At 60.4% G+C, this 22,948-nt stretch carries 15 protein-coding genes; 11 read left to right on the top strand and 4 right to left on the bottom strand.

Annotation, left to right across the window (positions count from 1 at the left end):
* Positions 1-408: 408 nt before the first annotated feature.
* The gene (locus IDH44_RS03215) at positions 409-1,068 is read left to right on the top strand and encodes a hypothetical protein (protein WP_190914644.1); all 660 of its coding nucleotides are present in this window, start codon (positions 409-411) and stop codon (positions 1,066-1,068) included.
* Between the two features lie 322 nt (positions 1,069-1,390).
* On the top strand, positions 1,391-5,863 hold the full coding sequence (locus IDH44_RS03210; protein ID WP_317890097.1) for an immunoglobulin-like domain-containing protein: 4,473 nt from the start codon (positions 1,391-1,393) through the stop codon (positions 5,861-5,863).
* A gap of 319 nt (positions 5,864-6,182) precedes the next feature.
* Here the strand turns inward: IDH44_RS03210 and IDH44_RS03205 are convergent, their stop codons facing one another.
* Positions 6,183-7,256 (bottom strand): helix-turn-helix domain-containing protein, encoded by a 1,074-nt coding sequence (locus IDH44_RS03205; RefSeq protein ID WP_190914640.1) that lies wholly within the window; start codon positions 7,254-7,256, stop codon positions 6,183-6,185.
* A 221-nt stretch (positions 7,257-7,477) separates the two neighbouring features.
* On the opposite strand from IDH44_RS03205, the gene IDH44_RS03200 reads away from it, so the two are divergent.
* Positions 7,478-9,727, top strand: coding sequence for an FAD-dependent oxidoreductase (locus tag IDH44_RS03200; RefSeq protein WP_190914638.1), 2,250 nt, complete (start codon positions 7,478-7,480; stop codon positions 9,725-9,727).
* A 628-nt stretch (positions 9,728-10,355) separates the two neighbouring features.
* Positions 10,356-11,234: a DMT family transporter gene (locus tag IDH44_RS03195; RefSeq protein ID WP_190914636.1), complete on the top strand. Its 879-nt coding sequence runs from the start codon at positions 10,356-10,358 to the stop codon at positions 11,232-11,234.
* A gap of 214 nt (positions 11,235-11,448) precedes the next feature.
* Here the strand turns inward: IDH44_RS03195 and IDH44_RS03190 are convergent, their stop codons facing one another.
* From IDH44_RS03190 to IDH44_RS03180, 3 genes are all read right to left on the bottom strand, one after another.
* Positions 11,449-13,305, bottom strand: a complete 1,857-nt coding sequence (locus tag IDH44_RS03190; protein ID WP_190914634.1) for an extracellular solute-binding protein — start codon at positions 13,303-13,305, stop codon at positions 11,449-11,451.
* A 120-nt stretch (positions 13,306-13,425) separates the two neighbouring features.
* A complete protein-coding gene (locus tag IDH44_RS03185; RefSeq protein WP_190914632.1) occupies positions 13,426-14,328 on the bottom strand; it encodes a helix-turn-helix domain-containing protein in 903 nt (300 codons plus the stop codon).
* 96 nt (positions 14,329-14,424) lie between these two features.
* Positions 14,425-15,207, bottom strand: coding sequence for a helix-turn-helix transcriptional regulator (locus IDH44_RS03180; RefSeq protein WP_190914630.1), 783 nt, complete (start codon positions 15,205-15,207; stop codon positions 14,425-14,427).
* 101 nt (positions 15,208-15,308) lie between these two features.
* On the opposite strand from IDH44_RS03180, the gene IDH44_RS03175 reads away from it, so the two are divergent.
* From IDH44_RS03175 to IDH44_RS03145, 7 genes are all read left to right on the top strand, one after another.
* Entirely contained in the window at positions 15,309-15,683 is a 375-nt protein-coding gene (locus IDH44_RS03175) for a Rieske (2Fe-2S) protein (protein WP_190914628.1), read from the top strand.
* A gap of 3 nt (positions 15,684-15,686) precedes the next feature.
* The gene (locus IDH44_RS03170; protein ID WP_190914626.1) at positions 15,687-16,793 is read left to right on the top strand and encodes an amidohydrolase family protein; all 1,107 of its coding nucleotides are present in this window, start codon (positions 15,687-15,689) and stop codon (positions 16,791-16,793) included.
* 156 nt (positions 16,794-16,949) lie between these two features.
* Positions 16,950-17,990, top strand: coding sequence for a TRAP transporter substrate-binding protein (locus tag IDH44_RS03165; RefSeq protein WP_190914624.1), 1,041 nt, complete (start codon positions 16,950-16,952; stop codon positions 17,988-17,990).
* Between the two features lie 82 nt (positions 17,991-18,072).
* Positions 18,073-18,528, top strand: a complete 456-nt coding sequence (locus tag IDH44_RS03160; protein ID WP_190914622.1) for a TRAP transporter small permease — start codon at positions 18,073-18,075, stop codon at positions 18,526-18,528.
* A complete protein-coding gene (locus IDH44_RS03155; RefSeq protein WP_190914620.1) occupies positions 18,525-19,811 on the top strand; it encodes a TRAP transporter large permease in 1,287 nt (428 codons plus the stop codon). The genes IDH44_RS03160 and IDH44_RS03155 overlap by 4 nt, the downstream gene beginning before the upstream one ends.
* A gap of 1,256 nt (positions 19,812-21,067) precedes the next feature.
* A complete protein-coding gene (locus IDH44_RS03150) occupies positions 21,068-22,039 on the top strand; it encodes an ABC transporter permease (protein ID WP_190914618.1) in 972 nt (323 codons plus the stop codon).
* Between the two features lie 12 nt (positions 22,040-22,051).
* The gene (locus tag IDH44_RS03145; RefSeq protein ID WP_190914615.1) at positions 22,052-22,927 is read left to right on the top strand and encodes a carbohydrate ABC transporter permease; all 876 of its coding nucleotides are present in this window, start codon (positions 22,052-22,054) and stop codon (positions 22,925-22,927) included.
* Positions 22,928-22,948 lie beyond the last annotated feature (21 nt).

Genomic DNA, 22,948 nt, shown 5'->3' with positions numbered 1-22,948 from the left:
CAGGGGCGAAATTGCTCGGGTAGTGGAAATAAGCGCAAAATGTGAGGCTACAGAGGCGAAATTGCTCGGGTGGCGGAAATAAGCGCAAAATGCGAGTCTACAGGGGCGAAATTGCTCGGGTGGCGGGAATAAGCGCAAAATGTGAGGCTACAGGTTAAAAGTAAAAAAGTAGTTAGAGAGTTGTTAAAGTGACAGAAAGTTTGATAAAATGGAAACTGACAGAAGCATACGTTCGTTTTCCGCGTGAAGCACACGCCGGATTTCTCCAAAGGGAGAAGTCCGGCTTTTTTTAACTATATTGAATTTATAAGTTTCACGTTTATAAAACGGTCTCTATATTCTCGGAACGAATCTTGCGGTAACCGTTTCGCCTTTTTCCCTAATTTGTATTTCACTGGAGGAGATGAAATGTTTGAAAAGGCATTTGCTGTTTTTATGGATGATCAGCAGAAACTGGCGCACGGAGCAAGGCTTGAGCGGTTGCAGAAAAACAAAACTGGCGAGATAAAAATGCTTGAGTCGGTGCTATGGCCGGTTTTTCAAACCTTTGACGGGTTTGAATTGGAATATCCAATGACCAGTCTGACCGGGGTTACCATTTTTGTGGATGTGTTCTATGCGCCGCTTGGTCTTGCATTTGAAAGTGAGGGCTATGTGCCTCACGCCGGGGCCATCACGAGAGAGCGGTTTAGCTTTGAGCGTATGCGGATTCGAACGATTGCGATGTACGGATACAAGTACATCCCGTTTGCCTGGGATGAGATGGAGCAGCGGCCGGAGGCATGTCGGAGAAGTGTATATGAGCTGCTTGGAAGATTTTCAGGCAGTTCTTCTTCAAGCTTCAACGATTTAAGTGTGTATGAACGTGAGTTGGTTCGTTGTGCGGTGCAGTTGAAGCGGCCGTTTCGCATGCAAGATGCGATGATGGCGCTCCAATTACAAGGAACAACGACACGCAAGGTCATCAAGAGCCTGATCGCCAAACGAATCATCGTCGGAACGGGCAAGCAGCGCAATCATAAATATGAGTTGTTGCCTCAAGCATTGGAACAGCTTTGGCGAGGGTAAGAAGGTCGCGACAGTTGCCAGATGGAATGTGGCGTTATTTCAAAATCTATGTTTCGAACAAGCCGATTTTTGAGTAAAGCAATTGACCTGTAATCAGGCCTATTGCGTTTAAAATAAAATATTTCGCCTGTATAAAAAGGGATTTTTTTGCGGGACAAATAAATTCAGTAAGGCTATGATTATATGGAATGTGAATTGAAATTTCATTCAGGGAAAGCAATCAACTATATTTTTTGACAATTGTTTTTATGGGATTTTGCGACTTGATGTTGTGTATTTAGAAAATGAATCAGTTTCTGAATCAATTTTAAGGGGAGACGTCATGATTAAAAAAAGTGTTGCCGTCGGTTTAATTTTACTCTTGTGTATCGGGTACGGCTTGCCGGCCCCGGTCATATATGGTGCTTGGGAGCCGGAGCAAGTGCAGGGTTTTGACGGGACTTCGACAATTGGGAGCGATGGATTTACCATTTCTGAAGCATCATCTGTTCTTCAATATGAGGGGGCGGCTAATACCAAAGGGATCTACTTCAATGACTCGACTGGAACCAGTGGGAGCTTGAAGGTAGCCTCTGGTGGAGAGTATTTTGATGTCACCAGCTTTACATTTTTTCCTCTATATACAAACATGACCGGCTCAGTCACGATAACTGGATATCGCGATGGATCGGAGACGGTGCCGGCTCAGACGGCTTCATTTGAAGACGCCGAGACGGTATGCGGTGGTAGCGGATGCGAGGATGCAAAAAAAGTAACCTTTACGGGTATCAACCAAGTCGATTCTTTTACAATTGAAATAAACATTACCTCTGGACATTTTATTATTGATGTGACATTGGTTAATTTTGAAATTCAGACGTCGGGCGCGGCAACCCCGGCAAGTGGATTGACGGTAAGCACGGCGGATGTTTTCGGTCACGAGCAAAATGGCATGACCAACTTGACGGTTGCGGAGATAGTGAATTCCGGAAGTCAATTTGTGTACCGGAATAACGGCAACACACCGAACGTCGTTCCAAATGTAGGCGATGCCTTGAGTGGATATGCCAGCCTGCCAGGCAATGGTCGAATTTTAGCTGTCGACGGCGATTATATTGCAGTGGCCGAAGTGGATGGAAATGGCATGGTCACAAGATTCGGAGAAACAAATGCAGTCGTATATAACGACGCAAGCCCGCCCACGATCACATCGCAGCCGCAGGGCGATACGGTGGACGAGGGCGCGGCGCCGGTGGTGCTGACCGTGGAGGCCAGCGGCGATGGCGAGCTGAGCTATCAGTGGTACCGCAACACGGAGGACAGCAATGCCGGAGGCTTCGCGCTGAACGGACAGACGAACGCGACGTATACGGTACCCACCGGAGCTGCGCGGGACGATTACTTCTACGTGGTCGTGACCAACACCGACGATACGGTGAGCGGCAATCCGACCGCGAGCGTAAGGAGCGACACGGCGCATGTGGTGGTCAATGCGCTGACCAATGCGACGGCACCGACAATCACATCGCAACCGCAGGGAATGACGGTGGACGAGGGCGCGGCGCCGGTGGTGCTGACCGTGGAGGCCAGCGGCGATGGCGAGCTGAGCTATCAGTGGTACCGCAACACGGAGGACAGCAATGCCGGAGGCTTCGCGCTGAACGGACAGACGAACGCGACGTATACGGTACCCACCGGAGCTGCGCGGGACGATTACTTCTACGTGGTCGTGACCAACACCGACCATACGGTGAGCGGCAATCCGACCGCGAGCGTGCGGAGCGACACGGCGCATGTGGTGGTTAACGCGCTGACCGACGCGGCGGCGCCGATCATCACATCGCACCCGCAGGGAGGGCCTCCGGTGGACGAAGGAGCGACCCCGGTGGAGCTGAGCGTGACGGCGAGTGGCACTGGTGAGTTGAGCTACCAGTGGTACCGCAATTCGGAGGACAGCAACGCCGGCGGCTCCGCGCTGAACGGGCAGACGAACGCGACGTATACGGTACCCACCGGAGCTGCGCGGGACGACTACTTTTACGTGGTCGTGACCAACACCGACCATACGGTGAGCGGCAATCCGACCGCGAGCGTGCGGAGCGATACGGCACATGTGGTGGTCAACGCGCTGACCGACGCGGTGGAGCCGACGATCAATTTGCAGCCGCAGGGGGCGACGGTCGCAGAGAACGATCTGCTGACATTGAGCGTTGAGGCGAACGTAAGCGACGAGGGCGCGCTCAGCTATCAATGGATCCGAAACGCTGCCAATAGCTACAACGGCGGTTCGTTTGTAGTCGGAGAGACCGGATCGACCTTCACGGTACGCACCGGTACGGCATTCGAAGCGTATTATTATGTCCAGGTGACCAACACCAACGAAGCGGTGCCCGGCACGAAGATTGCCCGGACGAATAGCGCAATTGTCCATGTCGTGGTGGAGGACGTCACCGTGCCTACCGTGGAGCTGGACTCGAATGAAGGCGACCCGACGCGCAAATCCGCATTCAAGGTAACCGTTACTTTCAGCGAGCCTGTGAGCGGATTCGAGGAGACGGATCTCACGGTGAACAATGGCAGCCTGCAAGAGTTGACGCCAGTCGTAAACGGGCTGATCTATACCGCCACGATCGCGCCGATTGCGGATGGAGACGTCGAGGTATCGGTCATTGAAGACGCCGTCACCGACAAGGTCAATAACGGCAATCCGGCCTCGGCGGTATGGCGCATCGCTTATGATGCGACAGCGCCGGAGATCACGCTGAACGGCGAGGCGGCCGTCGTGCTGGAGGTCGGCACGCCGTTCGTCGATCCGGGCGCGACGGCATGGGATACCCGCGACGGTGACCTGACCGAGGCAGTCGTGACCTCCGGCACGGTGCAACCTGACACGATCGGCGTCTACTCCCTGTATTACGATGTCCGGGACGCTGCAGGCAATGCGGCTGTTCAGCGCGTGCGGACAATCGAGATGGTGGATACGACGGCGCCGTCGCTGACGCTGCTCGGAGACAATCCGCTCACCTGGGCGGAAGGAACGGCATTCGTCGACCCCGGCGCGACGGCTGCGGACCAATACGACGGCGACCTGAGCGCTCAGATCATCGTGTCCGGCGCCGTCGACACGGCCCAGCCGGGCAGCTATGAGCTGGCTTACCGCGTAGAAGACAGCTCGGGCAATCGGACTGAAAAAACGAGAATGGTAAAGGTGCTGTCCGCAGATACGAGCCTGAATCTGTTGTCCCTGGATGCGGGAACGCTGAGTCCGGCATTCGCGCCGGACGTGCTGGACTACCACGCGGAGGTCTCCTACGATGTCGCGGAGGTGAAGCTCTCGCTGCAAGCGAACACAGCGGCGACGCTGGAGATCAACAGTGTAGTGGTGCTGCTGGACGAAAGCGGAGCTGCCGAACGTTCGCAGTCGCTGACGACGGGCGACAATGAAATCACAATTCGCATCACATCCGAGGACGGTTCGAGCCGTCTCTATACACTCCTCGTGACGCGGGCCGAGGCGGCGCCGCCGACCAGCGGCGGGACGAGTACAACTCCGTTGCCGGATAATACGGGATACGAGGTGATGGTGAACGGCAAGCCAGTCAGTACGGGTGTCCTGCTGCAAAAGCGGATAAACGGACAAGATATAGTGACGGTCGTACTGGACAAAACCAAGCTGCTGCAACGGTTGAACGCGGAGGGCGAGGGCGCGGTCATTACCATCCCGGTCGAGAAGGACAGCGCTGTCGTCGTCGCGCAGCTCACCGGAGACATTGTCCGCCAAATGGAGATGCGGCAAGCCGTGCTGGTACTGGAGACGGGCACGCACACGTATACCCTGCCGGCCGAGCAGATCGCGATGGACGCCCTGGCGAGCCGCTTCGGCGACGATGTGTTGTCGGAAGACATCGTGATTCGCATCCGGATCGCTGCGCTGCTGCCCGCAGCGGAGAACACGGCGGAAGCCGCCGCGGACAATGGAGGATTCTCGATTGTAGGTGAACCGGTCGAGTTCGAGGTGATGGCCGAGTATGCAGGTCGCGTCGAAAAAATCGACGCCTTCCAGGCGTACGTCGAGCGGACCATCGCCTTGCCTGATGGCGTCGATCCGGAGCGCATCACCACCGCTGTCGTCGTGGAGGCCGATGGCAACGTGCGCCATGTGCCGACCCGAGTCGTGCAGGAGGAAGCAGGGGACTATGCGATCATCAATAGCATGACCAATAGCAGCTATGCGCTCATCTGGCATCCGCTCCAGTTCGAGGATACAGCCGGCCATTGGGGCGCAGCCGCAATCGACGAGATGGGATCGCGGATGGTCGTGCGTGGTTACGAGGACGGCAGCTTCGGGCCGGATCGGGAGATGACGCGCGCGGAGTTCACTGCGGCAATGGTGCGAGCGCTCGGGCTCGGCGCTGTCCCGGCAGCGTCTTCGTTCCACGATGTGGACGAACGGGACTGGTACGCCGCCGCGGCGGAGACTGCATATGCTTACGGATTAATCAACGGCTACGAGGACGGCAGCTTCCGCCCCGATGCTCGGATTACGAGAGAGCAGGCGATGCTCATGATGGTGCACGCGATGGAGCGGACCGGTCTTGCGGGCGCCGGCTCGGAGCTGGTCGCGAATCAAGCGCTGGACGCCTTCTCCGATCGCGCAGCGATATCGAACTGGGCGCAGCGCGGAGTTGCTGACAGTGTGCATGCGGGCATCGTGCAAGGGCGAGGCGGCGGCCTGCTTGCGCCGGGTTCGTTCGTCACGCGCGCAGAGGCGGCCCGGATGCTGGCGCAGCTGCTCATTCAATCGGGACTGATTTAGGCGAGTATGCCCCCGCTCAGCGGTATCGTTCACTGTCTCTGTGTCCCTGCTCCCTGCGAATGACTGTATAAATCAAGGAAGTACAACACCGACAACACCGGAAAAAGCCCGACCGCCTCGCGGTCGGGCTTTTCAGCAACGTATTTTCGTAACGTAGCTTGTGCCGTCGGAAGAAGACGTCGCCAACCGGTACGCTTTGACCGATTCGTGTGCGCTGTCAATTATTCGAGCCTGTGATCGATAACCGACAGCACCCCGAGCTGTGGCTGGTCCCGTGCTGCCTCGTCGCGGCCAGAGGTCGGCGCAAGTTCCGACTCGGCTAAATTCGGTGCATCCGCCTATAATCCGAAGGCGAGATGCCGAGCCGCTTGGCAAACAGGCGGCTCAGATAGAAGCCGCTCTCGTAGCCGCACTGCTGCGCGATCTCGTCGAGCGTCAGCTCGCTGCGCAGCAGCAGGGATTGGGCGCGCTGCACGCGCAGCCCGGTCAAATAGTCGAGCGGCGTGCGGTCGTATGCCTCGCGGAAGCGACGGGTCAGTTGCACTGCGGTCAGGCCCAGTCGAAGGGCCACCTCCTTCACCGCGAGCGGCCGCGAGGCGCCTTCGCCGAGCAGTTGGGCCGCCTCGCGCATCGCTGATCCGGGCCGGCGCCGGTGCGCATCCGAGGCTGCGCCATCCGAGAGGCAGCAGAGCTGCCACAGATCGCACAACAGATGGGCGGCGAGCGCGTGCCCTCGCTGTCCGGCGCCACGCTCCTGCAGTTGATTCAGATACGCGTAATTGGAAGCGAGGCGCTCCAGGTCGCGAATCGTCCGCTTGCCCGGTCCGGGCAAGCCGGCGGCTGCTCGTTCGTCTTCGCTCACGGGCGGCGCGCTTGCCTGCCAGCCGCTTCGTGACGGGACGCTTCCCTCGGGCCCGTGCCACGCCGCAGCCGGGGGCTCATCTTGCCAGTCTTGCGCCGGGACCGGCGTATGGCCGCCTTCGGGTCCTTGTGTGTCCACGACCGTCGTCTCCTTCGCCGCTTCGGTCAGGCTGCTGTCCTCCTCCGTATCGTCTCGCATCGAATGGCTGCTCTTCTCGTTACGCCGCGTCTGGCAGCCGCCTGCGCCCATACCGGCTGCGGAGTGCGACGGCTGCCAGTCGAAGCGATAGAAGTGAAAGGACAGCGGCTCCAGCACCTCGCGCTCGAACAGCATGCCGGGCGGACAGAGGACGACGTCGCCGAATGCGGCTTCGCCGCTTGCCGTGCCGATGCGATAGCGAAAGCGGCCCTCAACTACCGCAAACAGCACCCAGGAGTCGTAACGGTCGGACACTTTTTGAAATACCGTAATGCCTTCCCAATACACCTGTGAGCTGGAATGCGGACGAATCAACGGGTCCAGCCTGCTCATCGTCATCCCCCCCTGCAACGATTGAAATTATGGATATGTCTATCGTAATTGCGTCCATGTCAAAAGTAAAGAACAGCTTATATAATGAGGAGAATATGTACGCAAGCCAGTCTCAAACGGTTGGTTCAAATGCAAACATTGTGAAATTTCGTGCAAAAGGATCAGAGGGACAGCGCAATCACGCGAGAAACGGAAGAAGAGAAAGAGGAGGCGCAGGGAAAATGCGAAACGAAACGGTACAAACCGATATTACCGTCGTCGGCGGCGGGCTGGCCGGGGTGAACGCGGCGGTGGCGGCGGCTCGGCTCGGGCGCACGGTGGCGCTCGTGCAGAATCGGCCGGTGTTGGGCGGCAACTCGAGCAGCGAGGTGCGGGTGTGGGTATGCGGCGCGACGGCGCACGGGACGCACCGCTACGCCCGTGAGACGGGGATCATGGGCGAGATGTTCGTGGAGAATCAGTTCCGCAATCCGGACGGCAACCCGTACTTCTGGGACAATGTCGTGCTGGAGACTGTGTTGGCTGAGCCCAATATTCAGCTGTTCCTGAATACGGACGTCCACGAGGTGGAGGCGGACGGGGACGAGGCCGATCGCCGCATTCGCTCGGTGACGGGCTGGATGATGGGCTCGGAGCGGCGTATCCGCTTCGAGAGCGAGATCTACCTCGACTGCACGGGCGACGGCCTCGTCGGGTTCATGGCCGGAGCCAAGTACCGGATCGGCCGCGAGGCGCGCAGCGAGTACAACGAGATCTGGGCGCCGGAGGAGGCGGACGGCATCACGCTCGGCAGCACGATCCTGTTCTACAGCAAGGATGCCGGTCATCCGGTCAAGTACGTCGCGCCGAGCTTCGCCAAGGACATCACCAAGACATCGATCCCGATGAAGCGGGTCATCCGCAGCGGCGACTCGGGGTGCTTCTACTGGTGGATCGAGTGGGGCGGCGAGCTCGATACCGTGCACGAGAACGAGCGCATCCGCGACGAGCTGTGGTCGGTCATCTACGGCATCTGGGATTATATCAAAAATTCCGGCCAGTTCGACTCCGAGAACATGACGCTCGAATGGGTCGGCTCGCTGCCCGGCAAGCGCGAATACCGCCGCTTCATCGGGGACTACGTGCTGAATCAGAACGATATTCTGGCGCAGGAGGAATTCGAGGACCGCGTCGCCTTCGGCGGCTGGTCGATCGACCTGCATCCGCCGCAGGGGATGTATGCCACCGAGAGCGGCTCCAAGCATCTGCACGCCGACGGCAACTATCATGTGCCCTTCCGCTCGCTCTACTCGGCGAATGTCGCCAATCTGATGTTCGCCGGCCGCAACATCAGCGCGACCCACGTCGCCTTCGGCACGACGCGCGTCATGGCGACCTGCGCGGTCATCGGCGAAGGGGCCGGCACTGGCGCGGCGCTCGCCGTCCAGCACGGCACGACGCCGCGCGGCGTCTACCAAGAGCATCTGCCGGAGCTGCTGCAGACGCTGCTGCGCCAGGACGCCTCGGTACTCGGCGTGCGCAATCAGGATGCCGACGATCTGGCGCGCGGCGCCGCGGTCAGCGCCTCCGGCACGTTGCGGCGACTCGGGGTCGAGGTGCCAGCCAGGGCGTATGCGCTCGAGGAGGATGCGGGCCTGCTCTTCCCGGTAGACGGGGCGCTCTCGGAGCTGGAGCTGCTCGTCGACGCGCGCGAGGCCGGCACGCTTGCGGTCGAGGTGTGGAGCACCGGCCGTCCGCAGAACTACGTGCCGCATACGCAGGAGACAAGCGCGGAGGTCGAGGTCGCGGCGGGCGGTCGGCAGTGGGTCAAGGTGCCGGTGGCATGGCAGCCCGGCGAGCCGCAGAATGCGTTCGTCATCGTCAAGGCCAATCCGGCGCTCAGCCTCTATCTGTCGGATGAGCCGCTGAGCGGCGTGCTGGCGTTCCAGAAGAATGCCGGGGCGCGCACGGTCAAGCAGCTGGAGGATCACGGCCAGGATCAAAAGGTCGTGGAATGGAGCATGCGCAAGTTGGTACGGCAGCCGATATGCTTCCGCGCCTATCCGCAGACGACGGCGTACGCGCCGGAGCGCGTAATCGACGGCTACGTGCGGCCTTACGGCGGTCCGCATCTGTGGATGTCCGAGCCGCTGGCCGCCGGGCAGGAGGCGTGGGTGGAGTTGGCCTGGGAGACACCGCAGCAGGTGCGCGAGGTGCGGCTGATTTTCAACGACGATGTGAATGAGGACCTGATCAATCTGCATCATCACCGGACGGACTTCGAGGCGATCCCGGAGCTGGTGCGCGATTATCGGCTCGAGGGCGAGGTAGACGGCACGTGGCAGGTGCTGCACCGCGAGACGGGCAACCATACGCGCAAGCGTGTCATTGCGCTGGAGCAGGCGGCCACAGTGACGAAGCTGCGCTGCGTCATCGAGGCGACGAACGGCGGGCCGCGCGCCGAGCTGGTGGAGATCCGGGCGTACGCGTAATCGGAGATTCGGAAGTATAGATTCGGCCACACGCGTCAGTTGTTGGTCAAGCAGGAGATCGTTCGTCGTGAGCAGGCGGCAGGCGGCCGTTATTCGCACATACGCTTGAGATAGGAAGCGCACTGGAGAGAGCGGCTCGTAAGCGCGAGCGGGGCCGCATGGTGAGCGACTTGCGTATGCGAGAGCGCGCCTGAATAGTCATCGACGAGCGGATAGGCGAGCGGGACTGTGTCGACGACGACGAGCGGTATGGGTGAGCGCAGGGCGGCACGGGGCAGCACGAGTGGAATTGTGGGCGAGCTGGCTTGGTCGAACTGCAAAAATACAGTCCAATTTCCGAAATCGACCTGTATTTAATGAATAAAATGTAAAAGTGCAGTTTATTGTCGCCATTGAGCCGAAATTGTCGGCTTTCGCGCCGAATAAACTGCACTTTTGCAGTTCGTAAACCCCATTGCGCTCTAATCCGCTAAATGAACTGCACTTTTACATTTCAAAGCCCGTGCTCTGGCGTCACACGCAGCACCGGTGGGACTCGCGTCAACTGCCACGCATATTGTGACTGGTCGAACCCGCCCGGCAGGTGTATGATGGAACGAGTGAATTTGGCGGACGAGGTGTGCAACTAGTGGGATATGTTCTGCTTGTGCTGGCCGCGCTGTCGTGGAGCTTTGTCGGCATTCTGGTCAAGGGCGCCTCCACGATGCTGGACAGCACGACAATTACGTTTGCCCGTTTTGGGCTCGGCATCGTGTTTCTCGGCCTGTTCATTTGGATGAAGGACCGCGGCTTTAAGCTGCGCTTCGGATTGAAGTGGGTCTGGCTGGGCGCGCTGGGCAAGTGCTGCAATTATTTTTTCGAGAACTACGCGATCTCGATCGGCTACGCGTATGGCAATATTCTGGTGCCGCCCATTCAGACCGTACTGCTGCTTATCATTTCGGTTGTCTTCCTCAAGGAGGGCATCTCGCGCCGCGGCTGGGTGGCGGCCGCGCTCTGTATCACCGGTGTGCTGCTGATCAGCTGGAACGGGATGCCGCTCGGCGAGCTGCTCGCGGGCGGGGGCTGGACGACAGTGCTCTATACGATCTCCGCATGCGGCGTTGTATTCCATGTGCTGAGCCAGAAGATTCTGATCAAGGAAATGGATGCGGGCAATATGAATTTCAGCGTGTTCCTGCTGTGCACGCTCTTGATGGCTGCGCCGCTGCCGTGGCAATTCGAATGGTCCGGGGAAATCAGCGGGTATAGGCTGGCGGCGCTAGGGGCGCTTGGTCTGATTACCGGCCTCAGCTTCTACTGGTTCGCGCAGTCGCTCAAGATGGTGCCGTTCGCAGTGGCGGTGATCGTCAGCAATTGCTCGGTACTGTTCACGATTCTGTGGTCCTACCTCGTGTACGACGAGCCGATTACCGGTTATGTACTGAGCGGGGCGGGGGTCTGTCTGGCCGGTCTGCTGCTGCTCAATTTGCCGGCGCGGCGGGTGCGGGGGCTCAAGGGCATCTAGCAAGGTCGGAATGAATCGCGATAGTATAAGCCGAGCACCGGGAATTCATATTCCCGGTGCTCGGCTTTGTTGCGCTTTCCGGCGCATTCACGAAGAAGATTGCAGATCTGCATTACGAATCAGAGGGGAGCTGCGAATTAAAATTACGCATCAGAACTACGCATCAGAATTACACATCAGTGCTACGCATCAGAGTTAGCATCAGAATTAGGCATTAGCCGTTCACCAATTCAAGGATGCGCATGTAGTCTGAGTCGGCCTGGAGAGCAGCGATCGCATCGTCCCAGTCCGCCAGCGCAGCCCGGCCGGTGATGACATCGTCCTGCAGCTCGGTCAGCTCTTGCGCCCACTCCTGCCAGCGCACACGGTCGTCGTTGCGCAGCCATCGCGCGGGCTGAACGGGAGCCGGCTGTGCGGCATGAATCTCGCTCCGGGCCGCCCGCACCGCCTCGATGCCGACGGGCGCGTTGGCGCTATCCGTGCCGGCCAAGGCCTGGTCTGGATGTCCGAAGTCGCCCAGCAGCTCGTCCGCCAGCGCATCCTGCGTCGGATCGCCCAGCACGCGCTGGGGATCGGCGAGCAGATCGAGCAGTTGCAGCGCTTGCTCGGCCTCTTCCGCAGTGGACATGCGGGGAATGATGTACAGCCCCTCGTGCGCGGGCCCGGCGGCAGTGATCGGAGCGGCGTCCGCATCGGCGCGCAGCGCGGTCAGCGGCAGCAGCTCCACGAGGGTGCCCTCGTCTCCGGCGTTCGCCTGACCCGCCGCTGCGAGATCGATATCGAGCCCGGCAACGGCGCCGAGCGCCGTGTCGCCGCTGAGCAAATCAGGCAGCTCGTCCGCCGTTACGCGCGCGTAGTCCGGATCGATGAGACCTTCTTCGTATGCGGTGCGCAGCCACTGCAGCGCATCGCGCGTCGCCTCGCTGACGAGCGTATCGACGATGCCGGCGTCCGTCTCCTTGAGCCGGCTGCCGCTCGCATTGTACACGCGCAGCGCCCAGTCGAAGGCGCCGCCGTCCGCGCCAGCGGCGAGCAGCTGTCCTCTCTCGCCCTGCGCCTGCATCTCGCGCAGCGCCGTGAGCAGCTCGTCCATCGTCTGCGGCACGGCCAGACCGTAGCGGTCCAGCAGGTCCCGGCGCAGCGCGGGGAACGGCGCATCGACCGGCGAGACCGGCCGCGGTACGCCGTATACGGCGTCGTCCCCCATCGCAATCTGTTGCCAGGCGGCCTCCGGCAGCGCGGCCAGATGCGGATAATCGGCGATCCGGTCCGTGAGCTCCGTGGCGATGCTGCTCAGCAGACCCGGCTCGTACAAGTACGGCTCCGGCAGGTACAGCAGATCGGGTAGATCGCCAGCGGCGATCATGAGGTTGGCCTTGTCCTGGTAATGCGGCCCCTTGACTGCAGTCAGCTCGACCGTCGCGCCGAGCTGCTCGCTCAGCGCCTCTGTCATCGGCGCGAGCGCTAGCAGCTCCTCCGTCAGGTCCCCCGGGACCGGCACGACCACGCGCAGGGGCACCAGCGACTGCGTCGACTGGATACTGCCCTGGCGGTGAATGACGATGCTGCGGTCGGCGCTGCGCCAGTCGACCTTGCGTCCGTCCGCCTGAGCGGCCCAGCGCAGCGGAATATACGGCTCGCCCTCGATCAGCCTTGCCGGAGCGGGCAGCGGCTGCGGCTGGCCGTCGACCTCGCCGTGCGGGCTGTCCATGTAGAGCCGCAGCTGCCGGCCCTCGCGCTGGGCTTCGATCAATTGCATGTCCGGATTCCAGCTCACCTCGTAACCGAGCGCGGTCAGCAGCGCCTCTGCCGGAGCCAGCGTATGGCCGCCGAGCAGGCGTGCCTCCAGCGCGAGCGGCTCGGCATTGCCGGCCAGATAGACGGGCGGCGAGACAGCCTCGCGCGCTTCGGCGGGAGCGGCCGGTGTGTTGACGGGAGCCGCCGGGCTGCCGTTGTGCGCAGGTGGCGCCGGCGGAGCCGTCAGATCCGCATGCGCGGCCGGGCCCGGGATGGCAGCGGTTGCGAGCAGAGCCGCCAGAGCGGGCGGAAGAATGAATCGGGTTCGTTTCATGAGTTCGCTCCTTTATTTGGGAATGGAGATGCCTCTGTGGAGCGGAGGCTCGGCCATCGGCTGGCCGTCCACCCTCTATCCTACCGGATTCCGGAAGCGATTGTAAATATGCCCGGTTCCTTAATCGACCTGTTCGTCGTCGCCCGGTCCGGAAGCAAGGGCCGGGGCCGGCGTCACCCGCCACTGGTTCACAAAGCCATCCTCCAGCACGATGTCCGTGCCGGTACCGTGCAGCGCGTAGCTGCGGTAGGCGGCCGGCGACAGGCGGATCTCGCGGTGAAACAGCCGCGACATGTAGGGCAGGCTCCAGCCGAGGCGGTCGGCGATCTCGGAGACGGTCCAGTCGGTGAATTCGAGGTATTCCTTGGCCTTGGCCAGCCGCAGCGTCTGATGATAGCGGATCGGCGTCATGCCCGTCCGTTGACGGAAGAGTGAGATGATGTAATGGCGGTGAAAGTTGTACTGCGCGGCGAGCTCTTCGAGCGGGACGCGGCGGTCGAGGCGCTCGGCCAGATAGGCCGCCATCGGAAAATCCGGAACAAGCGCAGGGTCGCAGCGGTGCGATGCGGCCTCGCTGCCCGGGATCAGACCGAGCAGCGTGCTCTTGAACAAGCCGTCGATGCGCAGCGGCAGCAGCGGCTCGGGCGCGAGCAGCTGGCGCAGCGAGAGCTTGAAGACGCGCTTCAGATCGGTCAGGTCCTCGTCGGAGCAGTCGAAGGTGCGCGGCAGCCGTCCCATCCACTCCGCGAGCCCATTCTCCGTCAGCACAAACTTGAAATCGAGCGTAATGGACGGCTCCGAAAAGGACAGGCCGTGCCGCAAGCCCGCGGGGAGCACGCAGCAGCATCGCTTGTCCAAAGGCCGCACGCCCCCGTCCGCGCGCAGCTCGCCGCCTCCTTCAAGGACGACGAGCAGCTGCGAAAAGCCCTCGTGCCGGTGCGGCTCGACGGCGCTCCCCGCCGGGTAGTCGACGCGTGCGGTCCAGAGCAGCCGCGCCTGCCCGTCTCTCGGATGCTCCTGCACCTGCAATCCCCTCCATTTCCGTTGAATCGTACAAAAAATCGTCGTTCCGTCAATCGATTCGAGGCCCTGAATCCCCTACACTATATCTAGAGCCCGCTAAGCGTCAAAGTGGCTCCTGCCGCGGAGTAGCGCGGAGGGCGGATAGCCCATCTGTTTTTTGAAGACGCGATTGAAGTGGGCTTGATCGCTGAACCCGAGATAATCGGACGTCTCGCCGATCGTCTTGCCGGCTGTCAGAATGAGGTCGCGTGCCGCCTGGATCCGGAGATGGTGGACATAGGCGGTCGGGGTCATCCCGGTCACCTCGCGATACGTCTGCGTCACGTAATTGGGCGAACGCTGCAGGTGACGAGCCAGTTCATCGAGCCGCAGCGGTTCGCGGTAGCGCGCGATCAGGTAGGCTTGCGCGGCTTCGACGAGACGCCGCTTCGCGGCCGAATAGCGGTCCATCTCCAGCTCGCGGCCCATCAGTCCGAGCAACTCGATGACGCCGCCCGTGCAGATCGCGCGGGCATGCGGGAGACGGCCGTACCAGTGCTGCGCAATGAGGGCGAAGCGCTGGTGCAGATAGTCCGAGTTGCGCGCGCGCACGAGCCAGATCGCCGCGGGGTCGGGCAGCGGCAGCGCGGGCGGTGCCGGAGCGAGGAAGTGGGCGGAATACTTCTGATGCGGCCCTTGCGGATCGTTGCTGGCGGAGCGCAGCGTCCCCTGCGGGATGTAGAGCAGGTCGCCCTTGTGCAGCGCGAGCTCGGCCCCGTTCAGCCGGTAGGTGAGCTGCCCGCGCGCGACGAGCAGCAGGATGCTGTGCTCGGTCGGCGCCTCGTCCTTGCGCCAGCCGAGCACCATGTCGTCGAGTACGACAGCATGGAGGTCGAGCATGGGGTCGGCGTGCTCCTTCCTGTATCAGAGTATGGGATACCACTTATTGTACAAGAGAATGAGGCACTTGAGAACCCGCAAGCAGAGAGGAGGTGCTGCACATGACCTGGCATCCGGTAGCGAGCGTGGACGAGCTGGCGGAGGGCACGTATCGCATCGTTGAATTACAAGGCCGGTCGATCGGCGTGTATCACGTAAAAGGAAAATTCTATGCCGTGCACAACTATTGCCCGCATCAGGGCGCCGAGGTATGCCGCGGCCCGGTATGCGGGACCGCGCTGGAGTCGGAGGTCGACACCTTCGTGTTCGGGCGCGAGGACGAGATTCTGCGCTGTCCCTGGCACGGCTGGGAATTCGACCTGACCACCGGCCATTCGCTGTTCAGCCCGCGCGTGCGCGTGCGCGCCTATCCGGTGGAGGTGCAAGACGGCCAAGTCTGCGTCAAATTAGGAGATCGTACGAAGAAGGGAGTCTGATTCATGACCACCACATCTGTTCCATTAGGTTCAACTGCCTCCAATAAGTCCGATAAGTCCGAACCGCTGCCGATCATCGATTGCGACGTGCACAACCAGCTGCGCGGCAGCCAGGATCTGCTGCCGTATCTCGATCCGATCTGGAAGCAGGAGGCGGGATTGCGCGGCGGCGGGCTGCCGTACATCTCGCCGATCGGAAGCAAGCGCAAGGACGCCGATCCGCCGAGCGGTTTGCCGGTCGGCTCCGATCCGCACTATATGATCGAGCATTTGCTCGATCCGTTTCACATGGACTACGCCATTCTGTGTTCGGATTCGACGATCGGCGTATCCGCCTTTGCGGACGCGAATTATGCGGCGGCAATCTGTCGTGCGTACAACGACTACCTGATTGCCGAATGGCTGCCGGTGACGCCGCGCTTCAAGGGTCTGATGTGCATCGCTACGCAGGACCCGCTCGAGGCGGCGCGCGAGATCGATCGCATCGGCCCGCATCCGGACATTGTCGGCGTATCGGTCATTGGCGGCTCGCGGATGCCCTACGGCCAGCGCTTCTTCCATCCGATCTACGAGGCTTGCGTGCGCCACGGGCTGCCATACGTCATTCATCCAGGCTCCGAGGGCAGCGGCATCTTCAACCCGCCGACCGCAGTCGGCTATGTCTCCAATTACTTGCAGTGGCACACCTGCCTGCCGCAGACCTACATGGCCCACCTGGTCAGCTTCGTCTGCGACGGCGTATTCGAGAAGTTCCCCGGCCTCAAGGTCGTGCTGAGCGAGGGCGGGGTGAGCTGGCTGCCGCCGCTGCTGTGGCGGCTCGACAAAAATTACAAGGGCCTGCGCGCCTCGGTGCCGTGGCTGAAGCGGCTGCCCAGCGAATATGTGCGCGATCACTGCCTGCTGACGACGCAGCCGATCGAGGAGCCGGACAATCCGAAGCATCTGGCGATGATGTTCGAAATGTTCGACGCGGAGAACATGCTGCTCTTCTCCAGCGACTATCCGCACTGGGACTTTGACGATCCGACGAAGGTGCTGCAGCGTCTTCCGCTGGAGAAGAAGCGTAAAATATTTGCCGAAAATGCGCGGGCCTTGTTTGGACTCCATTAGCCGAAAACCTTTCTTTCCGTAATTCCCATCGGAAAGAAAGGTTTTTTTTCTTGCAAACCTTCTTTAATTGAGCTATGATAATTTTCAACATAATTCTTACTAAAAAAGTCGGAATTAATCGCGCGTCCGAATGACGCAACAAGGAGAGTTGAAATCATGTTGAAAATTTTGCGTACGCTTGCCGTGTTGACCATACTGCCTGCCTTGCTATTGTCCGCCTGCGGGGGAGCGGATAACGACGGCAGCAATGGCGGGAATCAAGGCGCAGCCGGTTCGGATGGCGCTCCCGAAGCGGTGACGCTGCGCCTGGCCCATGTGGGATCGGAGACGCATCAATATCAAATCGCGGCGGAGAAGTTCAAGGAGCTGGTCGAGGCGGAGACGGACGGTGCGGTGAGGATCGACATTTTCAATAACGGCGTGCTCGGCAACGAGGACGAGACGATGGAGCAGGTGCTCGACGGTACGCTGGACATTGCGGCCGTCGTCGCCGACAGCTCGTTCGCGAATATTGTGCCGGAGATGAACGTGTTCGGCATTCCGTATCTGTTCCGCGATCTGGAGCACGTCTATGCCACGCTGGACGGCGAGGTCGGACAAGACCTGATCGCGCTTGCCGATGCCAAAGACATGAAGTTCCTCGGCTTCTGGGAAATCGGCCTGCGCCAGCTCACCAACAGCAAGCGCGAGGTCGCTGAGCCGTCGGATCTGGAAGGGCTGAAAATTCGCGTGCAGCCTTCGCCGGTCTGGGAAGCGCACATGTCGGCGCTCGGCGCAAGCGCCACGCCGATTGCCTTCAACGAGCTGTATTCGGCGATGGATCAGGGCGTCGTGGACGGGCAGGAGAATCCGCTCAACACGATCTATTCGATGAAATTCTACGAGGTGCAGCAGTATCTGTCGCTGACCAATCACACGTATTCGCCGGCGGCCGTGGCGATGAGCACCGACACATGGGAGAGCCTGACGGAGGCGCAGCAGGGCATCGTCGAGGAAGCGTTCCTGGCGGCGCAGCAATACCAGCGCGAGGAGCTGGCCCGCATCAACGCGACGATCCTCGATGAGATCAAGGAGACCGGCGTCGTCGTCACCGAGCCCGATATCGCAGCGTTTCGCGAGGCGACCCGGAATGTCAAGGATGTGCTCAGCAAGCAGGTGCCGGCCGAGTTGATCGAGCGCATCGAAGCGGTTAACTAACGAGCAAAACGCCGGCAGGCTGTCCGGCAGGCTGCGGCAAGTCGGGCGCAGCCTGCTTTGCTGTTTCGGGAAGGAGGCGCGCATGAGAAAGGGACTGCATTATATCGGCTACACCCTGGAATTTCTGACCTGCCTGTTTTTGAGCGCGACGGTGCTGCTGACCCTGATCCAGGTGGTGTATCGCTTCGTGCTGAGCATGCCGCTGCCTTGGTCGCAGGAAGTAATCATGATCAGCTTTGTCTGGTTCGTGTTGTTCGGGGCGGCGCTGTCGGTCAAGCACAAGGAGCATCTCAAGGTCGAGCTGCTGGACAAGGCGCCGCCCGTCGTGAAGCGGTCGCTTCAGGCAATCGAATTGCTTGTGGTGTTCGTCTTTGTGCTCGTTTTCGTGTACTACGGCTTTTTGCTCGTTCGGGATAATCTGGCCTCGGGGCAGCAGATCGGCTTCTTGCCGATCAAGGTGGCCTACGTGTACGCCGCGCTTCCGATCAGCGGGCTGTTCATGCTCTACTACGCAGTGAAGGGGCTGATCGTGAAGTGATTTACCTTGTGCCGGCCCTTTTCCTGCTCTTTTTTATCGGCGTGCCGATTGCATACGCGCTCGGCTTTACCTCGATTGCAGCGTTATGGCTCACCGACCCCGACCTGCTGATCAACGTGCCGCGCCGTATTTTTCGCGGCGTGGATAATTTTGCGCTAATCGCGATTCCGCTGTTCATCATGGCCGGTGAAATCATGTCGAAGGGCGGCATTTCGGCCAGACTGATTCGCTTCGCGCAGACGCTGGTCGGTCATCTGCCCGCCGGCCTCGCGATGGTCGTCGTGCTGGCGAGCGCCTTCTTCTCGGCGGTCACCGGCAGCGCGATCGCGACGGCCGCGGCAATCGGCGGCATGCTGATCCCGGCGATGAAGGAGCACGGCTACGATGTACGCTTCTCCGCGAGCCTCGTGGCGACCTCGGGCATCCTCGGCCCGATCATCCCGCCGAGCATTTTCATGGTGCTGTACGGGGTGATTGCCAATGCCTCGATTGCCGATCTGTTCGTGGCCGGCGTGGCGCCGGGCGTGCTGATCGCCCTCGGCTTGCTGGCGTACTGCTATTATATCGGCAAGAAGCACCAGTATCAGGGGCAGGAGCGGCGCGCGAGCGCGAGAGAAGTGGCGATTGGCCTCAAGGATGCGCTGCTGGCGCTGCTCATGCCTGCGATCATGGTAGGCGGCATCCTGTCGGGCGTCTTCACGGCGACGGAGTCGGGCGTGGTGGCGATTGTCTACGCCCTGCTCATCGGCCTGTTCGTGTATCGCGAGCTCAAGCTGAAGGACCTGGCGGACATCCTGCTCAACACCGCCAAAATCTCCGCCGCAATCATCTTCCTGATCGGCTCGGCCGCGCTCTTCACCTGGCTGCTGTCCTACCACCGGGTACCGGAGCAACTGATCGAGCTGCTTGGTCCGATCGCAGAGAACAAGCTGCTGCTGCTGCTCGTCATTAACTTGCTGCTGCTTGTGGCCGGCACCTTCATCGATGCCATCAGCGCGCTGATGATCTTCACGCCGCTGCTGCTGCCGCTTGCGACCGCCGTAGGGATCGATCCGGTGCACCTGGGCATCATTATGGCGGTCAACGTGTCCATCGGTCAGGTGACGCCGCCGGTCGGCGTCTGCCTGTTCGTCACCTCGTCGATTGCCAAGATCAAAGTGTCGCAGATGTTGGTCTTCGTGTGGCCCAAGGTGGCTATCTTGCTCGCCGTGTTGTTCCTCGTCACGTATGTACCGCAGATTTCGCTGTTTTTGCCGGATGTGCTGAGCGGCTGGACACAATAGCTGAGCAGATGGACGCAATAGGCTAGCGGCTGGACACAATAGCTGAGTATATGGACGCAATAGGCGAGCGGCTGGATGCAATAGCTGAGCAGATGGACGAAATAGGCTAGCGGTTGGATGCAATAGCTGAGCAGATGGACGAAATAGGCGAGCGGCTGGATGCAACATATAGGAGCAATAATTGTGGTATGAGCACGACATGATGATGCGCGGTAAGACATGTGGCGCCAGCAGGTTCTTGGACCTGTTCGGCGCCGATTTTTTAAATATATAGCGTATAAGTTTCGCGCTTATAAATTATATATTCTCGGAACGAAACTCGCTGCGCCGCCAAAGACGGCTTGTCCGGTTCGCCTTGAGTCGCGGTTGATGTCTGTAGCGGACAGATATGACCGCTACAGCGACGAATCCGCGGCATTCTAATTGTAACGGACACTTCTGACCGTTAGAGAGGTTTTTCCTCTTCGTTGCTGCCAATAACTTGGTCTAACGGACAAAAATGTCCGTTAGACCAATGGAACTGCTTGAAATTACGCGCTAACGGACAAAAGTGTCCGTAAGGCGCAGATTGCCTTAAACGTAAATTGACACGCCCGCCCACATCTCCCGTACCGCCCCCCGCATCTCCCGTACCGCCACCCGTATCTCTCGTACGCCCCCGCATCTCCCGTACCGCCACCCGTATCTCTCATACGCCCGCCCACATCTCCCGTACCGCCGCCCGCAACTCCCGTACCGCCGCCCGCAACTCCCGTACCGCCGCCCGTATCTCTCGTACGCCTGCCCGCATCTCCCGTCGCTTCGCCCGTATCTCCCGTACCGCCGCCAGCAGCCGTACAGAGTCGCTAACCGGAAGCCGTGCTGTTTGGCACGATCCGCGCCTGCCTGACGATCTTGACTGCGTTCCATCGTCCACGCCCTGCCTTTGGCGCTCATGAGCCAAGCGCTCCCAGCTCAAAGCGCCTTGTGCTGCCCGTACCGAACGCGCAAGCCAGGCGTGCGGCGCGGAGGAGCGCGCGGAGGAGCGCGTGGAGGACCACGCGAAAGCCAGACGTGCGGCGAGGTGTGCGGCGGAGCGGAGGACCACGTGGAGGACCACGTGGAGGACCGCGCGGAGGATCACGCGGAGGCAGCGAAGCGCCGCAAGTCGCCTATTTATTCCACCAGATCGGGTATTTCTCCAGATTCGCCGGTAAAATTTCAAGGAATCGGGTTGCCGCTCCTCTTACAATATGGACTAAGAGGAGGGCTTCACCATGAATACAACGGTTTCCCCGCCCCCGGAGGCGGCCGCTCGGCCGCAATCGGGCAAGCCGGGCGGGCGGCAGGGATTCAGCCGCAAGCGGTTCAGGCAAAACATTCCGCTGCTCGCGATGTTTTTGCCGGTCGTCGCCTTTTACGTCATCTTCAAGTATGCGCCGATTGCCGGAAATGTGATCGCTTTCAAGGATTACAACTTCTTTGACGGCGTGTTCGGCAGTCCATGGGTCGGACTGCACAACTTCGAGCTGTTGTTCACACAGAGCCGCACCCTCTCGATTATCCGCAACACGCTGATGCTCAGCCTGCTTCAGCTGCTCTTCGGGTTCCCGGCGCCGATCATCCTGGCGCTGATGCTCAATGAGGTGCGCAAAGTCCTGTTCCGCCGCGTGTTGCAGACGATCGTGTATTTGCCTCACTTCTTCAATTGGGTCATCATCGGCGGCATCGTCGTGACGGTGTTCTCGATGGAGGCAGGCACGATCAACCACTGGATCGAACGCTGGTTCGGCGAGCCGTATCCGTTCCTCTACAAGCCGATCTCCTGGATCGCGGTATTCGTCAGCTCGGGCGTGTGGAAGGAGATGGGCTTCGGCACGATCATCTATCTGGCCGCGATGTCCACGATCGACCCGGGGCTGTACGAGTCGGCCAGCATGGACGGGGCGAGCAAGCTGCGGCAGATCTGGCACATCACGCTGCCGGGTATCCGTTCCATCATTGTCATCCTCTTCATTCTGTCTACCGGCAACATCATGGAGGTCGGCTTCGACCAGGTGTTCATGCTGCAGAACGGCGTCGTCTCCGACGTCTCCGAGGTGATCAGCACGTACATCTATCGCGTCGGGCTCAAGGGGGCGCAGTTCAGTCTGAGCGCGGCGATGGGACTGTTCGAGGCGCTCGTGGGGCTGGTGCTCGTGGTCGCGGCCAATTGGGTCGCGCGGCGATTCGACCAAGGCTTATTTTAAGGGGGTGGGCGTGTGAAGGACACGACTGGAGACAAGTGGTTCTATGCTGTTAATTACGTGCTGTTGTCGCTGATCGGGCTGACCTGCCTGTTCCCGCTGGTCCATGTCGCCGCGCTGTCGCTCAGCGATTCGGGCGCGATCATGTCCGGTCTGGTGACGATCTGGCCGCGGGGGTGGACGCTGGATGCTTATGAGATGCTCTTCAAAGGCACGAATGTCATCGGCGCCTTCGGCAACAGCCTGCTGATCACGCTGGTCGGCGTTGCCCTGAGCATGCTGCTGACGATGCTGGCGGCGTATCCGCTGTCCAGGCGCTACTTTTATGCCCGCCGGGCGTTTACGCTGCTGATGGTGTTCACCATGCTGTTCGGCGCGGGCATTATTCCGACCTATCTGGTCGTCAAGGGATTGGGCCTGATCAACACGTATTTTGCGATCTGGCTGCCAGCCCTGGTCAGCACGTACAACATGCTGGTGATGAAGAGCTTTTTCGAGAATCTGCCGGAGGAACTGCAAGAGGCCGCCCGCATCGACGGCTGCGGCGAGCTGCGGCTGCTGGCGCGGATCATGCTGCCGCTGTCGTTGCCGATGATCGCTACGCTGTCGCTGTTCTATGGGGTATACTACTGGAATGCGTTTATGAATGTGCTGATCTATATCAACGATACCGACAAGTACAACCTGTCCGTCCTCGTGCAGCAGATGATTCGCAGCCAGCAGATTACCCAGGAGATGGTCTCGTTCCAGCCGGAGGAAGCGGCGCGGATGACGCCCGAGGCGATCAAGTCCGCAGGGGTCGTTGTCATGATCGTGCCGATGCTGCTCGTCTACCCGTTCTTGCAGAAGTATTTCGTCAAGGGCGTGCTGATCGGTTCCGTGAAGGGCTAATGTATGGCAAGCACCACATTC

Source organism: Paenibacillus sabuli (assembly GCF_014705605.1).
GTDB lineage: Bacteria > Bacillota > Bacilli > Paenibacillales > Paenibacillaceae > Paenibacillus_D > Paenibacillus_D sabuli.
Note: the sequence above shows the minus strand (reverse complement) of the source record. Positions and strands in the feature narration are given on the sequence as shown.